Genomic DNA, 25,188 nt, shown 5'->3' with positions numbered 1-25,188 from the left:
CGCTGACCTGCCCACAAAAGATCGCCAAGGGGAAGTTCCACGGTGAAATACACGTAAACACGCCCGCGGCAGGGGCTGCAGTGGCTTGTGCCGCATAATAGCGCAGAAAATCAACGGCTTCGCGCAGTTCGGCCACACAATCGGGCAGACCCTTACCAGCCTCGCGGGCGAGCAGGGCAAAGATCTCTCCGAACCGCGTTTCCATCATGTCGGCGGCCCGCAACAAGGTGGCGCGCCGGTCATCCAACGGGGCTGACCACGGCGCGGCGGTATCAAACGCCGTTGCAACATCGGCGGGTGTCGCAGGTTGGACCATGCCGGGGGTATCGTCAGGTTGGGCAGGGTTTGTGACCGGCACCGACCCGGTTTTTGCGACAGGCCCGGCCAACACCGGACCCGCCTGCCACTGGTGGTCGGCAAAGGGGGCGCGCGCGGTCTCGATGGCGGCCAATGTTTGGCTGTGGGTCAGGTCAAACCCGATGGCATTGGCCCGCAGCGGTTGAAACAGCGCAGGGCCCTTGGCAATATGCGGCGCGGGCACATTTGCAAAGGTGTCAAAGGGATCGGCGGCGACGACCTCGGGCGCGACAGTTTCATCGACGATCTGGTTCACAAAGCTGGAATTGGCACCGTTTTCCAACAAGCGCCGCACCAGATAGGCCAGTAGATCGCGATGCGCCCCAACCGGTGCATAAATACGGCAACGAGTCTGGTTTTGCGTCATCACCAATGTGTGCAGGGTTTCGCCCATTCCATGCAACCGCTGGAATTCATAGGCATCAGGGTCGTCGGCCATATGCAAAATGGCGGCGACGGTGTGGGCGTTATGGGTCGCAAACTGCGGGTAGATCCTGTCGGTCATACGCAACAGCCGTTCTGCGTTGCAGATATAGGACACATCGGTCGCGGCCTTTTGGGTGAACACAGGGAACCCATCGATGCCTTCGACCTGTGCCTGTTTGATTTCGGTATCCCAATAGGCGCCCTTCACCAGCCGCACCATGATCTTGCGGTCGTGCCGTTCGGCCATGTCATAAAGCGCGTCGATCACCGTGCCCGCACGTGGGCCATAGGCCTGCACCACCACGCCAAACCCATCCCAACCGGCGAGGGCAGGGTCCGCCATGACCTGTTCGATCACCTCCAGCGATAGGGCCAGACGGTCGGCTTCTTCGGCGTCGACATTCAACCCCATGCCTGCGGATTTCGCCAAAAGCGCCAGCGCCGTCAGGCGGGGCACCAGATCGGTCTGCATATTGGCCTGTTGCGCGACTTCGTAGCGCGGATGCAGGGCAGAGAGCTTTACCGAAATTCCGGGGTTCTTGCGGATATCATCCGATGTGCATGCCGTCGCAATGGCCGATATCGCACGCGAATAGCTGAGATGGTAACGTTTGGCATCGGCTTCGGTACGGGCGGCTTCACCAAGCATGTCATAGGAATAGGTAAACCCATTTTTCTCCATGTTTGCGGCGCGTTGCATAGCACTTGTGATGTTTTCACCCAACACAAACTGCCGCCCCATTTCTTTCATGGCGCGGCTGACGGCGGTGCGGATCACCGGCTCGCCCAGACGTTTGATCGCCCCTCGAAGATGGCGCACAGGGCCGGGTTGTTCATCGTCCAAAACGCGCCCTGTCAACATCAAGGCCCAGGTGGATGCATTCACCAAGCTAGAGGTCGACCGTCCGAAATGCCGCCCCCAATCGGAGGGCGCGATTTTATCCTCGATCAGCGCGTCGATGGTTTCTGCGTCGGGCACGCGCAACAGGGCTTCGGCCAGACACATTAACGCGACGCCTTCGTCGGTCGATAGACCATATTCGGCCAGAAACACCTCCATCAGGCCCGGTGCCGTTGTGCCGCGGATGTCGCGCACCAATTGCGCGGCTGTGGCGCTGATCGCGGTGCGGGCCTGAGGTGTCAGGGCGCTGCTGTCCATCAACTTGCGCAGGGTCACCTTTGAGGTGGCGTATTTGTCTGCATCGATGCGGTCGCGCAGCGGGAGAGGTGTATCGTGGGCCATGAGATGTCTCCAGTGTTCTTTTGACCGTTGTACATGGAATACCGAAGTCGTAATGACTTTATATCAGGGAATTGGAGGATGAAATGATCAGTGATGGTTTAAAAGCGAGTGCAAACGGCCCGTTTGAGATGGACCGGTTTGATCAGGCGATTCTGGGTGTATTGGCCGAAGACGGACGGGTGAGCATAACAGATTTGGCCAAACGCATCGGTCTGTCAAAATCCCCCACCCAAGCGCGGTTGCGGCGGTTAGAACAAAGCGGTGTGATCATCGGGTACCGGGCGTTGTTGGACCCCATTCAGCTGGGTCTGGACCATGTGGCCTTTGTAGAAGTGCGGCTAAGCGATACGCGCGAACAGGCGTTAATGGCGTTTAATGCGGCGGTGGCCAAAGTGCCCGAGATAGAACAAGCCCATATGATTGCGGGCAATTTTGACTACCTGCTCAAAGTACGCACGCGAGATATGACACGCTACCGGCGATTTCTGGGCGAGACAATTTCGGCCTTGCCACATGTCGCAGGCACCTCGACGTTCGTGGCAATGCAGGCCGTCAAAGAGACGATGCTGGCGGATCCAACGTGACCGTTGGATGGTATTCGGCAGGGCCGTTGCGGACGGGCGGTGTGGCATGTGCACGGCGGATACACTTCGGCCAATACAGCAAGCGATCGCTTGCGAACCTCGTGGTAGGGCTGTACCTACGCGTTAAGGGCGGTTGCAGAGTCGTTGCAACGAGCCCGCTGGCGTTGTAAATATCGCCGGATGTGTGTGATGAATTGGTACGCACAAAGGGCTAAATCCTGTGTGCTCCCGCGGTAAAACGCAGGTGGTTAGAAAAAAGCGTCAGATGCGGGCGTGGTGGAATGGTAGACACACCAGACTTAAAATCTGTTGGGCGTATGCCCGTGGGGGTTCGAGTCCCCCCGCCCGCACCAAAACAGACCTTCGGGTCTGAAACTACCCCTAAAGCTCTGAGCGGAAACGATGTTTCCGGGGTTCTAGCGCCTTCATTTCGGCAATATTTGATGCGGGTTTTAAGGGCCAGTTTCAGCACCAAACGACGCAGGTGCACCTGTGCGGTACCGGGTGTTTCCCAGAGTTTCCAAGGGTTTGCGAGAAACATGATCGCTGGTTCTAGTTTTTCTTCAAAACCCCCTTCGGCTCAACCTGTTTGTGCATTTGTTCCGCCAAAACCGCCTTGCCACGCTCCAATGCGACGATCTCGCCTTCATAGACGGGCACAATCGCGTCGCTTTGCGCGTTCACGATACGCCCCAGTAGCGCGTCGATGCGTTTATCAATGCGGGACAGCTCTTTCTTAGCCTCGGTCTTCGCGGACGCGGCCTGCGCCCGACGCGCCTCCCAGATTTGACGGAACATCGCAGTCATCATGCGGATTGCGCTTGGATTTGGTTGCAGCGTTTTGATGATATCGCCCACGTCTCCCTCAATCTTGTCGCGTTTGATCGATTTGCCGTAGGCCTCACAGCCCTTTGTTTGGCATAGATAATATGCGTATTGCCCACCATTTCCTCGTGTGAAGGACGAGCGCAGCGGCACGTTACAGCCCGCACAGCAGGCAATGCCACGCAGCACAAAGGTATCCCCGATGTTCTTACTATTGGGCGCTTCGACCTTGCCAGCGCGGCGCTCCTGCACTTTGTCGAAGGTCTCCAGCGAGATCAGCGGGTCATGCTGCGCCTTCAGCCAATTGATCCCTTAGTTTTCGGAACAAATATAGCCGGTGTAGATCGGATGCGTCAGGATGTCAGTCACCCGTTGCTGGGTGAGCCGCCCGTTCTTCAGATGCGGGAAGTCGGCAAACCCCTCAAAGAACCGTTTCACTTCGGCCTGCGTCTGAAAGCGCCCCGATGCGTAGCCTTCAAATGCTTCGCGAATGATGTCAGACAGCGGCGCGTTCGGCACTAAAATCTTGGCCCGCCCTTTTTGAGCCTCGTAGCGATATCCGACGGGCGCGCGGTGCACAAAATACCCAGATTGCATCCGCGCTTTCATTTTCTGCGAGACCTGACGGGCGTTTTGTTTGCGCTCCAACTGGCCTTGCGCCGCAAAAATGGTCTCCACGAACTCACCTTCTGGCGTCTCGTCAAAGGAGAAGTTCAGGCATTCAAGTTGCGCCTGTCGATCACGGAAAGCCCGGCGCAGACGGAAATGGAAATCGCGGTCGCGGGCAAAGCGCTTGAGATCATCAAAGATGACGATGAATTGCTCGTTGGGATGGGCGTCGAGAAAGGACAGCAACGCCACCATCCCGGGGCGCTTCATGAAGCTACCACCTCCCGTCATCGTGTCGGGAAAGACAGCGGCGACCTCGTACCCTTTGGCCTGCGCATATTGACGGCAACGGGTTTCCTGAGATTCCAATCCGTGTCCGTCGGTTTCCTGCCCCTTCGAGGATACACCGCAGTAGATTAAGGCTTTGTGTATGTTCATAGCGCCTCCAGCTCTGCGTTTTCTTCTGAGTATAGCACAGCCGCGCGCAAGGCGGCGGTCAGATCGAAGCTTTGTCCCCTGTTTTCTGCGTCAACATTCAGCGTCCAGCCTAGATCAACAAAGCCCATGACGATGGACCAGACGGTTTCAATGATTTGTTGTTTCTCAGATTCGGAGGCGGTGCTGGCCTCAAATTAGGGCAGCCAGTCCTGCCAGTTGAGATGGATGCTGGGGCGTTGCGGCGGTGGTGTTGGGGGCGTGTCTTTCACGGGTGGTCCTTTCGTTTGGGTTGCTCTCCATATGTGAACATAAGCGGAACATGGTGCGTGTTGTTTTGGGTTCTGGCAAGGAATATTTTCCTATTTCCAGATGGTTACGGATCAGGGGTAGGACTGTGATTGACTGCGAACGGGTTGCTGCTCTGCGTTTCGAGCTTGCCGCGCGGCCTCCCGCACAGGCGTGTGGAATTTCTCCTCCACCGCCTTGCCGTGGGCATAGAGCTCCGTGCCGTGATGCTGCTTGAAGGCGTCTTTCATCATCTCCTTCGCCGCAATCTGGGTGATGCCGAACTCCGCCGACAAGGTGACCGCCGCGCGGTCGTAAGCCTTGTAGAACGGCTGGGTTGGTGCGGCTTCGATCAAGGCACCGATGCTTTCCGCGCACTCCAATGCCCGTCTTTGCCTCGATGGGGCGGGCGATGAAGCGCGATAGCTAGCCCAAATCCCCAATTGCGCCGCGCGTCCGTCAAAGCCAGCCGGAAATCCCTATATTCTCGCAGCCCAAAAACTGCTTCAAACGCGCATTCTCAACCTACAACTGCTTCATTTCGGAAGTCACTGATGCATCCAATCCACCGAATTTAGAGCGCAATTGGTAAAGTGATGGTTGGCTCATCCCGTGCATGCGACACAGCTCAGAAACGAGCATCTTGTTCTCTGCCTCTTTCAAGGACGAGACAATCTGGGCCTCTGAACACGTGACCTCTTCATAGTGAATCTCCGTGGCATATCTTGCCACGAAAATTCTAGCTTTTAACACAACCACTTTTCGGGGGGATTACCGCGGCGCGACACGCAAAACCGCAAATAATGCGTAATCTGGCAGAGCGCTCTTTCCCTTGACGGCATCCCTGCTCCATTGCGCAAGTGCGGGCGGGAGAAATGCCTCCAGATCCAGATCCAGAAACGGAGCCATTTCTGGTTGCGTAAAGGCCGTCAGCAAAGGCTCCCAACCGCCCATGCTGTCGGCATTCGGTTGCTCGTTGGTCACGACTGAATTCACGTTACCGCACGGCCGTGCGGCGTTCTGTACTGTATCGCTCTTAACGACACAAAAATTGACGCAAAACGCCCACGGATTGCAGTCTAATGAACGTGCAGGGTGGGGGACTGTGTCTAGTGCTGGTGAGGGTCCTCGTCCAATGATCCGTGCACGGCGAATTGCTCGATACCGGCATCTTGGGGCTCTATCATGCGGTAGCTTTCCTTGACGCCCGCTGGGGTCAGTTCGCGGGTGACAGTCAGCAAGGTGTTGAATGCTTGATCTTCGCATAGGTCGATCATCTGGGTGATCTCTTCCAACGCCACGCCCATCGCGGCCTCGACGGATGGCGCGCCGTAGATGTCCACGAAATGCTGGGCGAGCGTGGCGGCAATGGCGTCGCGTTCGGTCTCTTCGATCTGGGTGACCGCGACGAAACTGGTGCGGCCGAATGTTTCGACACCCATCCACCCGTTGGTAAAGGCCTGTTTTGCCTTGCCCGTCAGATCGCCCTGCGACCAGTTGGAAAACTCGAACCCCCCTGAAATGCACCATTCGCCGGTGCGGGCGGGGTTGTGAAAGACACGTGTGTCGCTGTCGTCAAAATGGATCGCGCGGGCCAGTTTCATGACACATCCTTTAGCGTGTGGGTCAGCGGTATAATCTGCGCGGGGCCGTCGGGCTGCAAGAGCAAACCAAAGGTTTCGTCGATCCCGCGGAAGGTGCCCGTCAGGCCGTTCACTGTTACGTTGTCGCTGATCCCGTGGGCCAGGCCTGTCCATTCCGAATGTACCGGTTGCACGCCGTCTTCGTCCCAGCGATTGATCCAGGACAACGTGTGGCGCACCCAGGCCTCAAGCAGGTCACCGGCGGGCACGTCGCTGCACCCTTCGGCATAAAGCGAGGTCACATCCGGCGTCAGCCCGGTGTCTTGCGTGTCGGCCCAAAGGGTCAGGTCAAGGCCGACCACCAGCCAATTGGGCACTTGGGCCGGATCGGCCGGGTGCGCGGCGGTCTTGAGGGTGCCGCATTTGGCCCCGTTCACGCGCAGCGCGCCGCCCCATTCCAGATGCACCGACACTTCAGGCGGTGCCAGTGTCCCCAACGCATTTTGGAACCCGATACCGCAAATGGGCTGCATGACCATGGCGTGGGTCAATGCGATTTCGGGGGCAAAGACAATCGCGGCACGCAGCCTGTCGGCGCTGATGTCGTAGGTCACCAGCCCCGCATCGCACCCCTGACGCGCGGCAGTGCAGGCGGCCTCGAACGGGTCGGCCCCGGCGGTTAACATCGCCGTAAAGAGGGGCGGCAAATGCACGGTGTTCATGCGAACCCGTCGGCCACCAGCGCGCGCGCCACGTCGCGGAACGCACCCGCCTGTGGGCTGTCAGGTTTAGACACCACGATGGGCGCACCCCCGTCGGCGGCCAGTCTGATATCTAGGTGCAACGGGATTTCGGCAAGCAACGGCACGCCGAGCTTCTTAGCCTCAGCCGCCACACCGCCGTGCCCAAACACATGTTCTTCGTGCCCACAGTTTGAACAAATATGCGTCGACATATTTTCGATCATGCCAAGGATAGGCGTGCCCAGCTGGTTGAACATATCAATGCCCTTGCGTGCGTCCAACAATGCGACATCCTGCGGCGTCGATACCACAATCGCGCCGGTGACATCGGCCTTTTGAGCCAGCGTCATTTGCACGTCACCGGTGCCGGGCGGCAGGTCAACGATCAGCACATCCAACGCGCCCCATTGCACCTGCGTCATCATCTGTTGCAAGGCGCCCATCAACATCGGGCCCCGCCACACGACGGCCTGATCATCGTTTGTCATCAACCCGATAGACATCATGGTCACGCCGAAATTGCGCATCGGCAGGATGGTTTTTCCGTCAGGCGACGCGGGCCGCCCCGACACCCCCAACATGCGCGGCTGCGAGGGCCCGTAGACGTCTGCATCCAGCAGCCCCACGCGCCGTCCTTCGGCGGCCAGCGCACAGGCAAGGTTCGCCGCGACCGTTGATTTGCCCACGCCGCCTTTGCCCGACGCCACGGCCAAGATCCGGTCGATACCGGGGATTTTCTGCGGCCCTGTGGGGGTGGATTTTTGGGGCTTCAAATCAGGTGGGGCCGCAGGCGTGCAGTGGGCCGTCATCACCACGCTGACAGCACCCACACCGTCCAGCGCCTTGACGGCGGCTTCGGCGTCGGCTTGTACGGCCGCGTAGGTTTTGGCCTGCGAGGGCGGCACTTCGATCACAAAACGCACATCATGCGTGTCACTGACGGTCAGGGCTTTGATCAGCCCGGCGGCCATGATGTCGCTGCCCGATACCGGGTCGGTGATGGTTTTCAGGGCGGTCAGAACGTCGTCGCGGGTCAGGCTCATTCAGGCGATCCATCGGTGCGGCCGGTGATGTGCCCCGTGACGACATGTTCCAGATCGACGCCATCGATGGTCAGAACCATCTTGGCGGTATAGGTCTTGCCCGCCGTGTCGGCGGTGTTGCGCAGCGCGTCTTCGATTGCTTGCTGCGAGGTCACCCCCACTTGTTTGAGGAATTTACGCATGGACATGTTGAAATCATCGCTCATTGTCTGGCTCCTTTGCGGCTGGGAGAGGGGATATTAGCGCAGCTTTGATCAGTGGTCTTTGCGGTCACTGAGGTAGTCATCAGTGGTGCGCACAGCGGGGCGATCTTTGCTGGTGAAGGGGTTATTTTGCGAATGATACTGCGCCTGAATGCGGCAGTTGTCACACATCTGGATCATTCGGATCGCTTGCGGGTTGGAAAACATCGCGTGGTTGCCCGCCAGTTTTTCCATGATCCGTTCGACCGTGGATTTGGACCCAAACAACGTGCCGCATTCGACACAGGCAAAGGGGTCTTCTTCGTGCAGCACCCGCTGGTCAAAGGCGGCGTCTGTCAGGTTCATCTGCGGCGCCAGCGTGATCGCCTGTTCGGGGCAGATATTGGCGCAAAGCCCGCATTGCAGACAGGCATCTTCCTGGAACCGCAATTGGGGTTTGTCGGGGTTGTCGCCCAACGCACCTGCGGGGCACAATGACACGCACGACAGGCACAGGGTGCAGGCATCCGTATCGACCAAAACCGCGCCATAGGGGGCGGCATCGGGCAGGGCGACAGTGGCCGCCTCTGGCTGCAACGCCTTGGCGGCCAGGCGGCTGACTTGGCGGCGCGTTCCCAGCGGCAGAACCGGGTTGGCCAGTGCCGGGGCGGGATCTGCACCATAAAGCGTATCACAAAGCGCATCAGGGTCTGCCACATCAATCAACGTGACGCCGGTGCGGCCCGCCATCGCATTGGCCAGTGCGGTTTCGTGTGCGAGAACGTCGGTTTCGCTGCGCGGGGCGATCAAAACAGACACTTGACCAAAGCCACAGGCCAGTGCTGCCAACATCTCGGCATGGCCAAACCCCGACAGCGCCGACACCGACAGGGGGATGACATCTGCGGGCAGTCCACGGCCATATCGCGCGGCGAGTGTGATCAATTCGGTGCCGTATGTTTCGTCATGCACCAACAGCCGCGGGTCGCTGGCGCCCGCTTTGCGAAATGTGCTGGCAAGCGTGTGCAACCGGTTGAACACCGTGGCCACGGGGGGCGCGTCATATGTGATCGCACCGGGGGGGCACAGGGCTGCGCAGGCGCCGCACCCGGCACAGATCAGCGGGTCGATGGCCACATGATCGCCAGCCGACGTGATCGCGCCCGTTGGACAGGTATCAAGACATTTCGAACAGGCGGTTTGTTCCGCGCGCGAATGGGCGCACAGCGAAGGCTCAAGTCGCACGTAAAGGGGTTTCTCAAACGTCCCGATCATCTGCGAGGCGTCCAGCACGGCTTTGGCCACCGCAGGTTGGCTGCCGGGGTCTGCGCGCAGATATCCATCGCGTTTTTCAGGGGCAGGAAACAAGGCTGACCCCCCGCGCAGGTCTAAAATGACATTGCAATTGCTGCGCGCGCCGTCTTTGGGTTGGGTCCATTGGGTAGCCCCACGACCGCCTGCAATCATCTGCTGAAAGTGGTCAATGTGCAGGTCGAACTGGCCCAATGTCCCGCTGGCACGGCGCAGGTTGCCGCAGACCACGTCAAAGCCGCTGCCGGGCTGGGTATCGGACGGGGTTGCGCACAAGACGGTTACCGCCAGAATATCTGCCAGATCGCGCGCGGCCTGCAGCACGATGTCACCATCGCCCAAAATAAGACATGTGCCCGCAGAGGTTATATCGATCGTTGGCTCAGGGGGCATCGGCAACAGCGCCTCGGCGGCGAGAGCGGCCATTTTGGGGGTCGCATCCGCGCCCTCGTCGCCCCAACCGGCACGGTCACGCAGATCGACGAAGCCGGGGGCAGGTGCGTCGACCTCATCGGCCAAATCGCTGAAAAGGCGTGCCTCTTGCTGGCACGCAACGATGGTATCCCCCGACGCCAAATGCTGAGCCGATTCGGCGATTTGCGCGCCACAGGCATGTGACATGACCGATGTGCAGCGCAGGCCGGTTGCTTTGGACAGGGCGGCGCCATCCAGGGTTTGGCTGCCCAGGCAATCGCATAAAATCAGCGTTTTTGTCATTGTTGGTTCCTCTGGCTGGCATGGGCTGCTTGGCTATATGTGGGCGGACCACCGCGCCACAGAAAGGCAGGAAACCGTCGGGCCGTAAACCGGTAATCGACCACGGCCCCACCATCGAGTGCCGTATGTTGCGTGGCCGCGCGGGTGTTTGGTCATTCATTCGAAAACTATCGAGTTATGTTTTCGTTTTATTACAGTGTGTTACGGATGTTTTGGGGGAAAGTGACACAATATAGTCATCATTTGTGTACATTGGAATGCAGATTTTTCTAGGATACCGGGCATGTTTTGCTAAGGTGGTTTCAGGAACGGCGCGAAATCAAGGAACACCTTTGTCCATCGTCTACCCAAATTCGGAGTCTATAAGACTGGGCGTTGTGATGCGCCGGGCGCCGGGCGTAACGCCTTGGGCCAAGTGGGTCTGGAGCGCGTCAGCCGTCCTGCCCGGTGCGGGCGAGGCGTCCTGGAAATTGCTGCGCGACGAAGAGAGCGTGTCCGAATTTCACGCCGCCACCCACGACCTTTGGTTGTATGTCTCGGACGCCGAAGCATACGCCCACGAATTGCAGGCCGAAACGCCCAGCGTCTATATTATTTTGCGCGAAACCGATCAGGAAGACGCACCGCACATGCCGCTGGATGTTTTGAAGGTCAGCGCGTCGCCCTATGAGGCGCAGGATTATTCCGACAGCGGTGAAGAACTTGTCGAACGTGTGGCGATGCCGCGTGCGGTTTTGGCATGGGTCAGCGATTTTGTGGCCCAGCACTACCGCGATGAACCTTTTGTAAAGCGCCGCCGGGATAAGCACCGCACAGCACGCACGCAGGATGGAATCGGAGATGCACGCATTGCGCAGGTGTCTGATGTATACAGAGTGCCCGCCGCGTCCACACGGGAGACATCTGAATGAGCGTGGATAGATCGTTTTGGTCGCGGCGTCGCGCCGCCGTAGAGGCCGAGACCCGCGCAGATGATCAGGCGCGCGTGGCCGCGCAGCAAGCCGAGTTGGCAGAGCAGGACGATGCGGTTGTGCTCGAAGAAATGGGCCTGCCGGATCCTGATACATTGCAGCCGGGGGATGATTTCGCGTCATTTATGGCGCGCGAAGTCCCCGAACATCTGCGCAACAAGGCGTTGCGCAAGCTATGGCGGAGCAATCCTGTGTTGGCCTGTGTCGACGGGTTGAATGAATATGACGATGATTATCGTGCAGCCATGTTGGCGGGTGGCCCGGTGCGCACGGCCTATCAGGTTGGCAAGGGGATGTTGGCGCATGTTGAGGAAATGGCGCGTCAAGAAGAGGCCGCGCGCGTCGCCGCCGCAGCCGAAGCGGACGAGCCACCTATGACCGAGGCACCCGTTGAGGCTCCGCAACAAGAGATCACCAAGCCCACCCCAGAACCTGCACCTGTTGTGGTGGCACAAGACGACACGCCAGACCCCGCGCCCCGCCGCATGCGGTTTCGGTTTGAGGAGACCACAGTATGACACAGACAGCGCATGTGACGGACACCAAAGACGAAGACCGCCTGCGCGCGGATTTGTACAACTTTTTGGGAGTGCTATTGGCGCGCCCGGCAGACCAGATGTTGCTGGACCAATCCGCAGAATTGCGCGGCGATGACAGCCCCCTTGGGCAGGCGATCAACGGGTTGGCACGGGTGGCCAAGTCCACTACACCACAAGCCGTCGAACGCGAATTTACCGGGCTGTTCATTGGGTTGGGTCGCGGTGAATTGCTGCCCTATGCCAGCTACTACCTGACGGGGTTTCTCAATGAAAAACCGCTGGCGAAACTGCGCAAGGATATGGTGGGGCTTCAGATCACCCGGTCAGAAAACACATTTGAGCCTGAAGACAGCATGGCGGCGTTGATGGAAATGATGGGGGGCATGATTGTCGCCCGGTTTGGGCCAGCGCCCGACGTCGAGCAGCAGCGCGGATTTTTCAACAACCATATCGCGCCTTGGGCCGCGCATTTTTACACCGACCTTCAGGGGGCGAAAACATCGGTTTTTTATGCGGGTGTTGGTGCCGTCGGCCATGCCTTTATGGAGATCGAAAAAGACGCATTTAGAATGGCGGCGGGTTGATCCGCGTTGGGGGTATGTGCCCTCAAAGAGATGAAGAGGAAGAGAGACACCATGGCAAAGACATCTGAAGGCGATACAAACCGCCGCGACTTTCTTAAACTTGCAGGCACGGCGGGGCCCGCAGCGGCGGTCGCAGTTGCCGGTGGCGCCAGCGCCGCGGCTGCGGAGGTCGATCTGACGTCCAACAAAATGCAAGATACCGCCCATACGCGCGCGTATCTGGAGAGCACCCGTTTTTGATTGTTAGGCGCGCCGCAGGCCGGCGGGCATTCGATCACCACTTATATATGACCTAGCCACCTGACCGGGGCAGCAAGGGAGGACACTATGCTAAGGAAAAAGACCAATTCGGTTGCACATCGTGCGGGGCGGACAAACATCCTGTCTGAAACCGCGAATAAATCTGTGGATCGCCGCAGTTTCCTAAGAGGGTCGGGTTTGGCCATTGGTGGGTTGGCCGCGATTTCAGCGACAGGCGGCACGGTAACGCAGGCTTCGGCGGCGACATCGGCGGTGGGTTCTGTCGAGACGATCAAATCAGTTTGTACCCATTGTTCGGTCGGTTGTACGGTGATTGCAGAGGTGTCCAACGGTGTGTGGACGGGGCAAGAGCCCGGCTGGGACAGCCCGTTTAACCTAGGCGCGCATTGCGCCAAGGGTGCGGCAGTCCGTGATCATGCCCATGGTGAACGTCGTCTGAAATATCCGATGAAAAAAGAAGGCGGGGAATGGAAGCGCATTTCCTGGGCACAGGCGATCGAAGAGATCGGCGATGGCATGAACAAGGTGCGCGCGGAAAGCGGCCCGGATTCGGTGTATTTGCTGGGGTCGGCCAAGCACAACAACGAACAGGCTTATCTGTTCCGCAAATTCGCTGCCTATTGGGGCACCAATAACGTCGACCATCAGGCGCGGATCTGCCATTCGACAACGGTGGCTGGCGTGGCCAACACATGGGGCTACGGCGCCATGACCAACAGCTATAACGACATGCACAACTCCAAAGCGATGTTTGTGATCGGTGGCAACCCGGCCGAGGCGCACCCGGTGTCGTTGCTGCATATGCTCAAGGCCAAAGAACAAAACAACGCACCGCTGATCGTGTGCGATCCGCGCTTTACCCGCACGGCGGCCCACGCGGATGAATACGTTCGTTTCCGTCCGGGCACCGATGTGGCGCTGGTCTGGGGCATTTTGTACCATATCTTTGAGAACGGTTGGGAAGATCAGGAATTCATCCGTACCCGTGTTTGGGGCATGGACGAGATCAAAACAGAGGTTGCCAAATGGACCCCCGAAGAGGTCGAACGCGTAACGGGCGCACCCGGCAGCCAATTGCGGCGCGTGGCGCGGACGTTGGCAAACAACCGCCCCGGCACTGTGATTTGGTGCATGGGCGGCACGCAGCACACCAACGGCAATAACAATACGCGTGCGTATTGTATCTTGCAGCTGGCGTTGGGGAACATGGGCACCGCAGGTGGCGGTACCAATATTTTCCGCGGCCACGACAACGTGCAAGGTGCGACGGATCTGGGCGTTTTGGCCAATACGTTGCCTGGGTATTATGGTCTTGCGCCGGGGTCTTGGGCCCATTGGTCGCGGGTCTGGGAAGAAGATCTGGATTGGCTGAAATCGCGGTTTGCCGTGATGGAAGGTGCCGGTAAAGATGGTGCGGATCGTTTGATGATGAACGAAACCGGCATTCCGGTGTCGCGTTGGATCGACGGTGTATTGGAAGAAAAAGACAATATAGATCAACCTGATAACACCCGTATCATGATGCTTTGGGGGCACGCCCCTAACTCGCAGACCCGTCAGAAAGAGATGAAGACGGCGATGGAGAAGCTCGACATGATGGTGGTGGTTGATCCCTATCCAACCGTCTCTGCCGTCATGCAGGATCGGACCGATGGGGTGTATCTGTTGCCGGCGTGCACTCAGTTTGAAACGCGCGGCTCTGCCACCGCTTCGAACCGGTCGCTGCAATGGCGTGATCAGGTGGTGGACCCGCTTTTTGAATCGCTGCCCGACCATACGATCATATCCATGTTCGCGAAAAAACTGGGCTTCCACGATAAATTGTTCCGCAATATTGCCGTAGAGGGCGACGAGCCGGTGGTCGAAGACATCACCCGTGAATTCAACCGCGGTATGTGGACGGTCGGGTATACGGCTCAAAGCCCAGAGCGGCTGAAAATGCACATGGCCAACCAACACACCTTTGATCGCACCTCGCTGCGTGCGGTGGGTGGTCCGGCGGATGGAGATTTTTACGGGATGCCGTGGCCTTGTTGGGGCACGCCCGAGATGAACCACCCTGGTACGCCGAACCTTTATGATATGTCGTTGCCCGTCGCAGAGGGTGGTCTTGCCTTCCGTGCGCGCTTTGGCGTGGAAAGAGACGGCGACAATCTATTGGCAGAAGGGGTGTCTAACCCAGGCGCGGAAATTCAGGACGGATATCCCGAATTCACCATGCAAATGCTAATGGATCTGGGTTGGGACGGTGATTTAACGGCCGATGAACGCGCCGCTATTGATGCGGTTGCGGGACCCAAAACCAACTGGAAAACCGACCTGTCAGGCGGCATCCAGCGGGTGGCGATCAAACATGGCTGCGCGCCCTTTGGCAACGCCAAGGCCCGCGCCGTCGTGTGGACCTTCCCCGATCCGGTGCCTGTGCACCGCGAGCCGCTTTATACCAACCGGCGTGATCTGGTGGCGGATTATCCGACCTACGAGGATAAGAAATTCTGGCGCCTGCCGACCATGTATAAATCCATCCAAGACAATGATTTCTCTAAGGAATACCCCATTGTCCTGACGTCTGGCCGGTTGGTTGAATATGAAGGCGGCGGGGACGAATCGCGGTCTAACCCATGGCTCGCAGAACTGCAGCAAGACATGTTTGTCGAGGTGAACACCCGTGACGCCAATAACCTTGGGTTGCGCGATGGCGAACAGGTTTGGGTCGAAGGTCCTGAAGGCGGCAAGGTCAAGGTTATGGCCATGGTCACCGAACGGGTCGAGGCGGGCGTGGCGTTTATGCCATTCCACTTTGGTGGTCACATGGAGGGGCGCGATCTACGCGAAAATTACCCCGAGGGTGCGGACCCGTATGTGTTGGGGGAATCCACCAACACCGCGCAGACCTACGGCTATGATAGCGTAACGCAGATGCAAGAGACCAAGTCGACTCTTTGCAAAATCTGGGCAGCATAAGGGGAGCATGAAACATGGCCGCTAGAGCAAAATTTCTCGTCGACGCCGAACGCTGCATTGAATGCAACGCCTGTGTCACCGCCTGTAAAAACGAGCATGAAGTGCCGTGGGGCATCAACCGCCGCAAGGTCGTCACCATCAACGATGGCAAACCCGGCGAACGGTCGATATCGGTCGCCTGCATGCATTGTTCAGACGCGCCGTGCATGGCCGTCTGCCCGGTGGATTGTTTTTACCAAAGCGACGAAGGCGTGGTGCTGCATTCCAAAGATCTGTGCATCGGGTGTGGGTATTGTTTCTACGCATGCCCCTTCGGCGCGCCACAGTTCCCGCAAGCGGGCAATTTTGGCAGCCGGGGCAAGATGGACAAATGCACCTTCTGCGCAGGTGGTCCCGAGGAAAACAATTCCACCGCCGAATTCGCCAAATACGGGCGCAACCGGATCGCGGAAGGCAAGCTGCCGATCTGCGCGGAAATGTGTGCCACCAAAGCGTTGTTGGCAGGGGACGGCGATGTCGTGTCCAGCATCTACCGCGAACGTGTTGTGGCGCGCGGCTTTGGCTCTGGCGCTTGGGGCTGGGGAACGGCCTACGATCAAAAGGGCGGCTGACGTCGCGATCTGAACCCTATCGCAGGGCGGCCCCGTCGGGGCCGTCTTGAACGACAGCAAAATATGGATATGCCCATGCTGCGATTTTTGTGCCTGTTGATCCTCACATTTGGCGTGTCCTTTGGTGCGCAGGCGCAGGACACCGCGCCTGTAGACCGCAGCGCGACGGGTGGTGCGCAGACGCTTGAGGACATTCTCAAACGCCAAGACGGCCTGAACCTAAACGATGAGTTCCGCAGCAGCGTGACGGGGGACCCCGACGCGGCGGCCAATGCATCAGACCAATTAGGCACCCGTGGCGGCGCGTCTGACCCGGACCTGTGGCGCGCGTATCGGTATAATTCGGCCGATATCACGACCCAAGCGCGCGGCCCTGCGGCGGGCGTCGTCATCCAGGACGGTGGCATGCGGTGGCTGACCTTTCGCGAAGGCCCGTTGCTGACGTATGGCACCGGTCTTTTGGGGGCGATGGTCGTTTTATTGGCGGTATTTTACCTGATCCGCGGACGTATCCGCATCGATGGCGAAAAGACGGGCCAGACAATCCTGCGATTCAAATCGATCGAACGGTTTGCGCATTGGTTGCTGGCTGGGTCGTTTATCTTGCTGGGGCTGACGGGCATTGTCACGTTGACGGGCCGTAAACTGCTGATCCCTGCGTTTGGCCACGAGGCTTTTGCGACGCTTGCGGTTGGGTCCAAGTGGATCCACAACAACGTGTCGTGGGCGTTTATATTGGCGTTGGTTTTGGTGTTTGTTTTCTGGGTGGTGCACAATCTGCCAGACAGAACTGACATCAATTGGCTGCTGAAAGGCGGCGGTATTTTTGGGGGTGGCCACCCACCTGCCAAGAAATTCAACGCAGGGCAAAAGATGATCTTTTGGTCGGTGATCTTGTTGGGCAGTTCGATCGCGGTGTCGGGGGTGTCATTGCTCTTTCCGTTTGAGCTGCCGATGTTTGCCGCGACCTTCGAGAAACTGAACGCGTTGGGCCTGCCGCAACTCGTTGGGTTGGGTGAGCTGTCGACGACGCTGACCCCGCATGAAGAAATGCAGTTGGCGCAATCATGGCACGCGATCGTCAGCTTTATCCTGATGGCCATCGTGATCGCACATATCTACATCGGGTCCGTCGGCATGGAAGGCGCCTATGCTGCGATGGGCGACGGCGAAGTCGAAGTGCAATGGGCCCGCGAACACCACAGCATTTGGGTTGCTGAGGTCGAGGAAAAACAATCTAAGGCGGGCTCAACATGAGAGAGATGTTCTTTGCTGGTCTTGCGATGATGGCGATCTCGGTCGGCGCGTTTTATGGGCTGCACGCGGCGGGGTTTTCGGCGGCGGAACGCGGCAGCAGCCCCGCAGTGCGTCTAGGCGACTGACCCTATTGCGCCACAGTGCGCAGTTCCGCCATCAGGTGGCGGAATTTTTCACCCTGAATGCCCACGTGGTCGCGCAACACTGTCGCGCAGGTGACCTGATCTCCCGATTTCAACGCGGCCACGATTGCCTCGTGTTCGGCCATGGATTGCGCCAAACGTCCCCGCAGCCGCAGCTGTAACCGACGAAACGGCTTGAGGCGCCGGTGCAATCTCAGTGCATGCTCTGCCAGGTGGCTGTTGCCAGATTGCGCGTAAATTGTGTGGTGAAACCGCTCGTTTTCAAGGTAGTAGGCGTCGGTGTCGCCCGACGCGACGGCGGCTTGGCACAGCGCATTGGCCTGTTCCAGCTCGGCCAGTGCCGCGTCAGAAATGCGCAAAGCTGCCAACCGTCCGCAGGCTGCCTCAATTTCGGCCATAGTCTCGAACATTTCCATCAACTCGACGGGGCCGGGTTGGCGCACAAACACCCCTCGGCGTGGCAGATGTTCGGCAATTCCTGATGCCACGAGCCGTTGCAGCGCTTCACGGATCGGGGTGCGCGAGACGTCAAATTGCGCGGCTAGCTTGATTTCATCCAACCGGTCGCCATCGTCGAATTGGCCGGTGAACACCAACTCTTCGAGAGCATCTGCAATTTTATCAGCATGGCGCATCGTCATGGGGCGATCCTAGGCGCGAACCACGTGTGCGACAACGAATTTCTTGTATACAAAATTATTGACTCTGAATGCGGCAACCGGAATGCTGCGATAACAACCGGACGTATAAAACCGGTATTCTGGGAGGAATATATGAAACACTTACTGCTTTCGGCAGCCCTTGTGGCTGTTCTGGCCACAGGGGCCGCAACCGCGCAGGCGACGGAACTGCGGTTGTCGCACCAATGGTCAAACAAGGACGTGCGCCATCAGGTCGCGCAAATCATCGCAGATGATGTTGCGGCCGCAGATGTGGATCTGGACATCAAGATCTTCGGTTCCAAGTCCCTGTTTAAACCGCGTGAACAGTATAAACCGCTCAGCCGGGGCCAGCTGGATATGACGGTCCTGCCGCTAAGCTACGCTGGTGGACAGCAACCCGCGTTTAACCTGACGTTGATGCCCGGTTTGGTGAAAAACCACGACCACGCCGCCCGTCTCAGCGACAGCCCCTTTATGGAGGCGCTCGAGGCCAAGATGGCCGAAGATGACGTTATGGTCTTGGTGCATGGCTATCTGGCGGGCGGTTTTGTTGGCAAAGACAAATGCATCACCCGGCCGGATGATGTGGTGGGCCAACAAACGCGGGCGGCTGGCAAGGCGTTTGAACAAATGTTGGCAGGCGCGGGCGCGTCGATCGCGTCAATGGCATCGTCCGAGATATATAACGCCATGCAAACGGGTGTTCTGACGGCGGCCAACACATCGTCGTCGTCGTTTGTGTCGTACCGGATTTACGAGCAAGTTGCGTGTTATACGCCTGCGTCAGATGTGGCGTTGTGGTTCATGTACCAGCCTGTTTTGATGAACAAATCCACCTTTGACGGCCTGACTGATGCGCAGCAAACAGCGCTCCGCGAGGCCTCAAGCAAGGCCGAGGCCTTCTATCTGGAAGAGGCCAAAAAGCAAGATGCCGCATCGGTCAAAGTGTTCCAAGACGCAGGCGTCGAGATCGCCAAGATGACGGCAGATGATTTCGCCGCATGGCAGGAGATCGCCACAGACACGTCGTTCAAGGCCTTCGTCGAAGAGGTCCCCGATGGGCAAGCGTTGCTCGATATGGCGCTGGCCGTCGACTAAATTGCAGGTGGGGTGGCGTGCAAATGCCGCCCCTCATGCGCTGATCTTTTAGGAAAACCCCCATGTCTGGTCCAAATTCCGCCACCACTGCGCGTGTTGGCGATAATCTCTTTGTGCGCGTCATCGCGGCCCTGTCCACGGTGGCCGGATGGTGTTCGGCGGCAATGATCGTTCTGGCGGTGGGGATCACCTGCCAGATGATCTTTGTGCGCTTTGTGCTGAACGGATCGACCGTGTGGCAAACCGAAATGGTGATCTATCTGGTCATCGCGGCCACGTTGGTGGGGTTGCCCTATGTGCAACGTCTGCGTGGTCATGTGAACGTTGATCTGATCCCGCTGGCGCTGCCGATGGGCGCGCGTCGGGGGCTGGCGGTGGTCACGCTGTCGGTGTCGATTGTGATCATCGGCGTGATGGTATGGTACGGCTACGACTACTGGCATTTCGCGTGGGACCGCGGATGGAAATCCGATACGGTCTGGGGCGTGCGACTGTGGATCCCGTATATGGCGTTGCCTGTGGGGTTTGGGCTGTTGTTCTTGCAGTTGATTGCCGACCTTATCGGTGTGGTGACGGGGGCCGAAGCCCCCTTTGGCCTGGAGGACACCTGATGGATCCGCTTGTTTTGGGCGCGCTGGTGGCGCTGACGACGATCTTTGTGCTGTTTTCGGGCGTGTCGGTGGCGATTGGGTTGCTGATTGTGTCTGCGGGGTTCCTGATCATCTTTGACGGCATGCGCAGCCTCGAACTGATGCCGGAAATCTTGTTTGGCAAGCTGGACAATTTCGCGCTGTTGTCGATCCCGATGTTCATCATTATGGGCGCGTCGATTGCGTCAACTCGTGCGGGCGCGGACCTCTATGAGGCGCTTGAACGGTGGCTGACGCGCGTCCCCGGCGGGCTGGTGATCTCAAACCTCGGGGCCTGCGCGCTGTTTGCGGCGATGTCGGGGTCCAGCCCCGCGACCTGCGCGGCCATCGGCAAAATGGGCATCCCCGAGATGCGCAAACGCGGCTATCCCGACGGTGTTGCGGCGGGGTCCATTGCGGCCGGTGGCACGTTGGGCATCCTGATCCCGCCCTCGGTCACCATGATCGTCTATGGCATCGCAACCGAAACATCCATCGGGCGGTTGTTTTTGGCGGGGGTGATACCAGGGCTGATGTTGGTGGCGTTGTTTATGGCGTGGTCGCTCTATTCCACATGGAAATCAGGCGACGCAGATCTGCTGGCAACGCGCAGCTATACGTGGCGCGAACGGCTGGAAATCTTGCCCCGTGTGTTGCCGTTTGTCGCGATCATCATCGGCGTGCTTTATGCCATGTACGGCGGCATAGCGACGCCTTCTGAAACCGCCGCTGTTGGTGCGCTGTTGTGTCTGATCATCGCGATGGTGATCTACAAACTCTGGAGCCCAAAGGCCCTGTGGCACATCCTGCGCGACAGCACCAAAGAAAGCGTGATGATCTTGTTCATCATCGCCGCTGCTGGCGTGTTTTCCTATATGCTGTCGAGCCTGTTCATCACGCAATCGATTGCAGAATGGATCGGCACATTGGATGTCAACCGTTGGGTGCTGATGGGCACGGTGAACCTGTTTTTGCTGATTGCAGGGTTTTTCTTGCCGCCCGTCGCTGTGATTTTGATGGCCGCACCGATTTTGTTGCCCATCATCACCACCGCCGGGTTTGACCCGATTTGGTTTGCTGTGGTGCTGACCATCAACATGGAAATCGGGCTGATCAGCCCGCCCGTGGGCCTGAACCTATATGTGATCAACGGCATCGCGCCCGACATTTCGCTCAAGACTATCCTCATGGGGTCGCTGCCGTTTGTGGCCTGTATGGTGATCGCGATTGTGTTGTTGTGCGTGTTTCCGGGGCTGGCCACGTGGTTGCCAGATCAGGTGATGGGCCCGTCATTTTGATTTTGCCCTTTCACGTTTGATGTCCGGGTGGCATGCAGCGTAAAACAAACCATTTTCAGTCCGGAGGCCGGTTGATGACAAACCCGCTATTTGACCATCTGTTTGGGCGCCACGACGGCCAAGACACTGCTTTTTTGATCCTCCCGGGTGGGCAAACCCTGACCCACGCGGCATTTCTGGCGATGGCTGCGCGGTATGCGCATGTGTTTGTTGACCTTGGCCTGAAACCGGGCGACCGGCTGGCCCTACAGGTCGAAAAGTCACCTCAGGCCTTGGCGGTTTATGCCGCGGCCGTGCAGGCAGGGATCGTGTTTTTACCGCTCAACACAGGGTACACCGCATCAGAACTGTCGTATTTTGTGCAAAACAGCGGCGCGGGTGTGCTGATCTGCGATCCGGCCAATGCGGGCAACCTACAGCCGGTCGCGCAGGCGGCGGGCGCGCACCTAGAAACCTTGGGCGCGGATGGCACAGGCAGTTTGGCCGACCGTGCCGCGCGCGCACCTGCGCAGTTTGAAACCGTGGCGCGGGGGGGTGATGATCTGGCCGCGTTCCTTTACACATCGGGCACAACGGGCCGGTCCAAGGGCGCGATGTTGACCCAGACCAACCTGCTGTCCAATGCCGAGACGCTGGTGGATCTATGGCGTTTTACCAAAGACGACGTGCTGCTGCATGCGTTGCCGATTTTTCACACGCATGGGCTTTTTGTCGCGACCAATGTGATGTTGCTGGCCGGTGGCCCAATGATTTTCCTGCCGAAGTTTGACCTTGATCAGATGATCGCGCAGATGCCGCAGGCCACGGCGATGATGGGGGTGCCGACCTTCTACACCCGGTTGCTGGATGATGCGCGGTTCACTGGCGATCTGGTGCGGCACATGCGGCTGTTTGTGTCGGGCAGCGCGCCTTTGCTGGCAGAAACCCACACCCAGTTTGAGACCCGCACCGGCCACCGCATCCTTGAACGCTACGGCATGACCGAAACGAATATGAACACGTCTAACCCCTATGATGGCGCGCGGCGCGCGGGCACGGTGGGGATGCCGCTGCCCGGGGTTGCGTTGAAAATCACCGACCCGACCACCGGCGTCACCCTGCCGGACGGCGACATTGGCCAAATCGAAGTGCGCGGGCCCAATGTGTTCAAAGGCTACTGGCAGATGCCCGAAAAGACCCGCGAAGAACTGCGCGCAGATGGGTTTTTCATCACCGGTGATCTGGGGCTGATCGACGATCAGGGATACGTGCAGATCGTCGGCCGCAACAAAGATCTGATCATTTCGGGGGGGTATAACATCTACCCAAAAGAGATCGAAACAGTGTTGGACGACCAGCCGGGCGTGTTGGAAAGCGCGGTTGTTGGACTGCCGCATCCCGATTTTGGCGAAACGGTTGTGGGGTTTGTGGTTGCCGCACCGGGGCAGTCCCCGGATCTTGATGCCATGGGTAGCGCCGTGCGCGAACATCTGGCGCGGTTCAAACACCCACGCCGGCTGATCATCCTGCCCGAACTGCCGCGCAACACCATGGGCAAGGTGCAAAAGAACATGCTGCGCCAAGAGTATGCCGCGATGTTTGCCGGGCCCGACTGACCCGCGCGCGGGGTTTATTTTTTGCGAATGCATTCGTCCCAGTAGTCGTAAATCGCCATAGCGCAGACGATGATTACGATGACCATAAAGGGAAACCCGCCCCAAAATCCGGCAAACCCGGTGGAAATGCTGTGGGATAATTCGCCCACAAAAATCACCAGCAGGGCGGTGCCGACCAAACCCACGATCACTTTGATGATGTATGACATTGTGTTGTCCTCTCTGTCAGGCAGTGGCCATGATGTGCTGTTGCAGCCAAGCTGCGGTGCGCAGCAACCGGTCGTCTTTATGGGCGGGGCCGATCAGTTGCACCCCGATGGGCAGGCCGGTTTCGCCGACCAATAGCGGTATCGTCACGCAGGGCAGCCCCGCCAATGTCCAAAGCGTGCAAAAAATCGGGTCGCCTGTGCCGGTGTCAAAACCGGGGGCTTCGCCTGCGGCGGATGGGGCGATGATCGCGTCGTAATCAATGAAAAACTCTGCGAAAAACGCCTGCGCCGAGGTTTTGACTGCCAGAGCGTCTTGGTATTCGGCTGCGCTGATGGTGCGGGCGCGGGTCAGGACGGGTTTCAGGGTATCGCTGATCTGATCCCAATGGGCGTCAAACACGTGGCCTTGGTGTTGGATGATCTCATATTCGTGGATACGCGCCTGAACGGCGACCAGCTCGGCCAGTTGATTGGCCGGGTCCATCCGGGTGACGCGGGGGCCCAATATACCCAAGATACCGTCCAGCCCGTCTTGTGCCGCCCCCGACAGCCGATCATGGAAGGGCAGGTTCAGCCACACCAGATCCGGGTCAACGGGCGGTTCGCTGCGCGCCCCTGCGGCCATGGCAGGGCGGGCGTGGGGGTGGCTTTCGGCGTCGCGTTGGTCGTATCCGGCCAGCGCATCGGCCAGCCGTGCGGCGTCTTCGAGGGTGCGCGCGAAGGTCCCCAGCTGATCGAGCGATTGCGAGGTTTGCAGCACGCCCGTGCGGGGCAGGGTACCGCGCGTCGGTTTAAACCCGAAGGTGCCGCAAAAGGACGCCGGCCGGATGACTGACCCGTTGGTTTGTGTCCCGATGGCCAGCGGCACATGGCCTGCGGCGACCGCGGCGGCGGATCCGCTGGAGGACCCCCCCGGCGTGTGTGCGGCGTTGTGCGGGTTGCGTGTGATGCTGGGGTGCACAAAGGCCATTTCGGTGGTGACGGTTTTGCCTATGATGACAGCACCCGCCTCGCGCAGCATTTCGACGATACGGGCATCGGCGTCGGGCTGTCTGTGGGCAAAGATCGGCGTGCCGCGTGTGGTTGGCATATCGCGGGTATCGATGATGTCTTTGAGCCCCACCGGAATGCCATGCAGGGGCCCGGTGGCCAGCCCGGATTGGCGGCGTTGGTCACAGGCGGCGGCCTGTTTCAGTGCCGCATCCGGGTCGAGATGCGCCCAGGCGTGGATATCGCCATCGGTGGTGGCGATCCGGTCCAGACAGGACCGCACCAATTGCACCGATGACAGCCGTCCGGCCGCGATATGCGTGGCAGCCTCACTGGCCGACAGCTCATGGGGTTTGATCTTCAAGGGATGTATACTCCGAACAGGTAGTCAGGGAACCACAGCGCGATACCGGGGAATTGATACATCAACACCATCGTAAAGATGACAATACCTAGATACGGCATGATGCCACGAAAGATATCCATCAGTTCGATCTGGTTTTTCAGGACCCCTTTTAGGTAATAGGCCGACATGGCCATGGGCGGGGTCAGGAACGATGTTTGCAGGTTCAACGCCACCAGCATGGCAAAGAAATAGGGGTTCACGCCAAAGACCTCGAGCAAGGGCAGGAAGATCGGCACAAAGATAATCAGGATCTCGGACCATTCGAGCGGCCAGCCCAGCAAAAAGATGATGATCTGCGCCAGCACCAGGAACTCCCAGGGTTCCAGATCCATGCCGCCCACCCAATCGGCGATGATGTCGTGCCCGCCAAGGTAGGAAAACACCGATGCGAAGGTCCATGACCCGACGAACAACCAACACACCATTGCGGTGGCCTTGGCCGTCAGAAACACGCTTTCCTTGAGCTTGGTCCAGCTCATGGATCGGTAGAGCACGGCCAGCACCATGCCGCCCAATGCGCCCATCGCGGCGGCTTCGGCGGGGGTGGCGAGCCCGCCCAAGATCGACCCAAGCACCAGCGCGATCAGCACCGTCAACGGCACAAAGCTGGTCAGCAGGTTCCAGT

The 25,188-nt window shown here is 58.8% G+C and carries 28 protein-coding genes, 1 tRNA gene and 1 pseudogene; 14 read left to right on the top strand and 16 right to left on the bottom strand.

The genetic code is table 11. The features are described 5' to 3' along the window. Positions 1–2,026 (bottom strand): bifunctional proline dehydrogenase/L-glutamate gamma-semialdehyde dehydrogenase PutA (gene putA / locus ABJH13_RS02425; protein WP_348404627.1); only part of this gene is annotated, 2,026 nt, incomplete at its 3' end. Positions 2,027–2,109: 83 nt separating this feature from the next. Between putA and ABJH13_RS02420 the strand changes: the two genes are divergently transcribed. Further along, entirely contained in the window at positions 2,110–2,610 is a 501-nt protein-coding gene (locus tag ABJH13_RS02420) for an Lrp/AsnC family transcriptional regulator (protein ID WP_348404626.1), read from the top strand. Between the two features lie 267 nt (positions 2,611–2,877). Further along, positions 2,878–2,963 (top strand) — tRNA-Leu (locus ABJH13_RS02415). Positions 2,964–3,162: 199 nt separating this feature from the next. Here ABJH13_RS02415 and ABJH13_RS02410 read toward each other — a convergent pair. The 11 genes and pseudogenes from ABJH13_RS02410 to ABJH13_RS02360 form a co-directional block, all read right to left on the bottom strand. Beyond that, a complete protein-coding gene (locus ABJH13_RS02410; protein ID WP_348404625.1) occupies positions 3,163–3,687 on the bottom strand; it encodes a zinc ribbon domain-containing protein in 525 nt (174 codons plus the stop codon). Between the two features lie 60 nt (positions 3,688–3,747). After that, positions 3,748–4,482, bottom strand: coding sequence for a recombinase family protein (locus ABJH13_RS02405; protein ID WP_348404624.1), 735 nt, complete (start codon positions 4,480–4,482; stop codon positions 3,748–3,750). Next, complete coding sequence (locus tag ABJH13_RS02400; protein ID WP_348404623.1) at positions 4,479–4,610, bottom strand: hypothetical protein; 132 nt, start codon at positions 4,608–4,610, stop codon at positions 4,479–4,481. The genes ABJH13_RS02405 and ABJH13_RS02400 overlap by 4 nt, the downstream gene beginning before the upstream one ends. A 252-nt stretch (positions 4,611–4,862) precedes the next feature. Next, the gene (locus tag ABJH13_RS02395) at positions 4,863–5,123 is read right to left on the bottom strand and encodes a hypothetical protein (RefSeq protein ID WP_348404622.1); all 261 of its coding nucleotides are present in this window, start codon (positions 5,121–5,123) and stop codon (positions 4,863–4,865) included. A 172-nt stretch (positions 5,124–5,295) separates the two neighbouring features. Continuing rightward, positions 5,296–5,478 (bottom strand): annotated as a pseudogene (locus ABJH13_RS02390) (transposase); the annotation flags it as partial. Positions 5,479–5,538: 60 nt separating this feature from the next. Then, entirely contained in the window at positions 5,539–5,751 is a 213-nt protein-coding gene (locus ABJH13_RS02385; RefSeq protein WP_348404621.1) for a hypothetical protein, read from the bottom strand. Positions 5,752–5,876: 125 nt separating this feature from the next. Continuing rightward, the gene (locus ABJH13_RS02380; RefSeq protein ID WP_348404620.1) at positions 5,877–6,371 is read right to left on the bottom strand and encodes a DUF6505 family protein; all 495 of its coding nucleotides are present in this window, start codon (positions 6,369–6,371) and stop codon (positions 5,877–5,879) included. Beyond that, on the bottom strand, positions 6,368–7,072 hold the full coding sequence (locus ABJH13_RS02375) for a DUF4444 domain-containing protein (protein WP_348404619.1): 705 nt from the start codon (positions 7,070–7,072) through the stop codon (positions 6,368–6,370). The genes ABJH13_RS02380 and ABJH13_RS02375 overlap by 4 nt, the downstream gene beginning before the upstream one ends. Next, on the bottom strand, positions 7,069–8,136 hold the full coding sequence (locus tag ABJH13_RS02370) for an Mrp/NBP35 family ATP-binding protein (protein ID WP_348404618.1): 1,068 nt from the start codon (positions 8,134–8,136) through the stop codon (positions 7,069–7,071). The genes ABJH13_RS02375 and ABJH13_RS02370 overlap by 4 nt, the downstream gene beginning before the upstream one ends. Then, positions 8,133–8,342 carry a DUF6494 family protein gene (locus ABJH13_RS02365; RefSeq protein ID WP_348404617.1) on the bottom strand — a complete coding sequence of 70 codons (210 nt, stop codon included), beginning with the start codon at positions 8,340–8,342 and terminating at the stop codon, positions 8,133–8,135. The genes ABJH13_RS02370 and ABJH13_RS02365 overlap by 4 nt, the downstream gene beginning before the upstream one ends. Before the next feature lie 48 nt (positions 8,343–8,390). Next, positions 8,391–10,346: a 4Fe-4S binding protein gene (locus ABJH13_RS02360; protein ID WP_348404616.1), complete on the bottom strand. Its 1,956-nt coding sequence runs from the start codon at positions 10,344–10,346 to the stop codon at positions 8,391–8,393. Positions 10,347–10,678: 332 nt separating this feature from the next. On the opposite strand from ABJH13_RS02360, the gene ABJH13_RS02355 reads away from it, so the two are divergent. The 8 genes from ABJH13_RS02355 to ABJH13_RS02320 all read left to right on the top strand — a co-directional run bounded on the left by ABJH13_RS02355 (position 10,679) and on the right by ABJH13_RS02320 (position 17,658). After that, positions 10,679–11,257, top strand: coding sequence for a DUF3305 domain-containing protein (locus ABJH13_RS02355; protein WP_348404615.1), 579 nt, complete (start codon positions 10,679–10,681; stop codon positions 11,255–11,257). Continuing rightward, positions 11,254–11,835 (top strand): DUF3306 domain-containing protein, encoded by a 582-nt coding sequence (locus tag ABJH13_RS02350; protein ID WP_348404614.1) that lies wholly within the window; start codon positions 11,254–11,256, stop codon positions 11,833–11,835. Before ABJH13_RS02355 ends, ABJH13_RS02350 begins: the two co-directional genes overlap by 4 nt. After that, entirely contained in the window at positions 11,832–12,440 is a 609-nt protein-coding gene (locus ABJH13_RS02345) for a molecular chaperone TorD family protein (RefSeq protein WP_348404613.1), read from the top strand. The genes ABJH13_RS02350 and ABJH13_RS02345 overlap by 4 nt, the downstream gene beginning before the upstream one ends. Before the next feature lie 51 nt (positions 12,441–12,491). After that, the gene (locus ABJH13_RS02340; protein WP_348404612.1) at positions 12,492–12,680 is read left to right on the top strand and encodes a twin-arginine translocation signal domain-containing protein; all 189 of its coding nucleotides are present in this window, start codon (positions 12,492–12,494) and stop codon (positions 12,678–12,680) included. Positions 12,681–12,767: 87 nt separating this feature from the next. Continuing rightward, the gene (locus tag ABJH13_RS02335; protein ID WP_348404611.1) at positions 12,768–15,665 is read left to right on the top strand and encodes a formate dehydrogenase subunit alpha; all 2,898 of its coding nucleotides are present in this window, start codon (positions 12,768–12,770) and stop codon (positions 15,663–15,665) included. 14 nt (positions 15,666–15,679) lie between these two features. Then, positions 15,680–16,276 carry a formate dehydrogenase FDH3 subunit beta gene (gene fdh3B / locus ABJH13_RS02330; RefSeq protein WP_348404610.1) on the top strand — a complete coding sequence of 199 codons (597 nt, stop codon included), beginning with the start codon at positions 15,680–15,682 and terminating at the stop codon, positions 16,274–16,276. Between the two features lie 75 nt (positions 16,277–16,351). After that, positions 16,352–17,533, top strand: a complete 1,182-nt coding sequence (locus tag ABJH13_RS02325; protein WP_348404609.1) for a formate dehydrogenase subunit gamma — start codon at positions 16,352–16,354, stop codon at positions 17,531–17,533. Then, positions 17,530–17,658 (top strand): hypothetical protein, encoded by a 129-nt coding sequence (locus ABJH13_RS02320; protein WP_348404608.1) that lies wholly within the window; start codon positions 17,530–17,532, stop codon positions 17,656–17,658. Before ABJH13_RS02325 ends, ABJH13_RS02320 begins: the two co-directional genes overlap by 4 nt. A gap of 2 nt (positions 17,659–17,660) precedes the next feature. Here ABJH13_RS02320 and ABJH13_RS02315 read toward each other — a convergent pair whose 3' ends face one another. Then, positions 17,661–18,317, bottom strand: a complete 657-nt coding sequence (locus ABJH13_RS02315) for a GntR family transcriptional regulator (RefSeq protein WP_348404607.1) — start codon at positions 18,315–18,317, stop codon at positions 17,661–17,663. Between the two features lie 132 nt (positions 18,318–18,449). On the opposite strand from ABJH13_RS02315, the gene dctP reads away from it, so the two are divergent. The 4 genes from dctP (at position 18,450) to ABJH13_RS02295 (ending at position 22,958) form a co-directional block, all read left to right on the top strand. After that, a complete protein-coding gene (gene dctP / locus ABJH13_RS02310; protein WP_348404606.1) occupies positions 18,450–19,436 on the top strand; it encodes a TRAP transporter substrate-binding protein DctP in 987 nt (328 codons plus the stop codon). 62 nt (positions 19,437–19,498) lie between these two features. Next, positions 19,499–20,047, top strand: coding sequence for a TRAP transporter small permease (locus tag ABJH13_RS02305; protein ID WP_348404605.1), 549 nt, complete (start codon positions 19,499–19,501; stop codon positions 20,045–20,047). Continuing rightward, positions 20,047–21,363, top strand: a complete 1,317-nt coding sequence (locus ABJH13_RS02300; protein ID WP_348404604.1) for a TRAP transporter large permease — start codon at positions 20,047–20,049, stop codon at positions 21,361–21,363. The genes ABJH13_RS02305 and ABJH13_RS02300 overlap by 1 nt, the downstream gene beginning before the upstream one ends. Before the next feature lie 74 nt (positions 21,364–21,437). Further along, positions 21,438–22,958, top strand: a complete 1,521-nt coding sequence (locus tag ABJH13_RS02295) for a malonyl-CoA synthase (protein WP_348404603.1) — start codon at positions 21,438–21,440, stop codon at positions 22,956–22,958. A gap of 14 nt (positions 22,959–22,972) precedes the next feature. On the opposite strand, the gene ABJH13_RS02290 is transcribed toward ABJH13_RS02295, so the two are convergent. The 3 genes from ABJH13_RS02290 to ABJH13_RS02280 all read right to left on the bottom strand — a co-directional run. Beyond that, positions 22,973–23,167 (bottom strand): hypothetical protein, encoded by a 195-nt coding sequence (locus ABJH13_RS02290; protein WP_348404602.1) that lies wholly within the window; start codon positions 23,165–23,167, stop codon positions 22,973–22,975. Between the two features lie 16 nt (positions 23,168–23,183). Further along, complete coding sequence (locus tag ABJH13_RS02285) at positions 23,184–24,521, bottom strand: amidase (RefSeq protein WP_348404601.1); 1,338 nt, start codon at positions 24,519–24,521, stop codon at positions 23,184–23,186. Next, positions 24,518–25,188, bottom strand: a 671-nt coding sequence (locus tag ABJH13_RS02280; RefSeq protein WP_348404600.1) for a TRAP transporter large permease subunit, incomplete at its 5' end; no start/stop codon positions are given. The genes ABJH13_RS02285 and ABJH13_RS02280, both read right to left, overlap by 4 nt.

The sequence above is a fragment of the Roseobacter sp. genome, assembly GCF_039970775.1.
In the GTDB taxonomy this organism is placed as follows: Bacteria; Pseudomonadota; Alphaproteobacteria; order Rhodobacterales; family Rhodobacteraceae; genus Roseobacter.
Note: the sequence above shows the minus strand (reverse complement) of the source record. Positions and strands in the feature narration are given on the sequence as shown.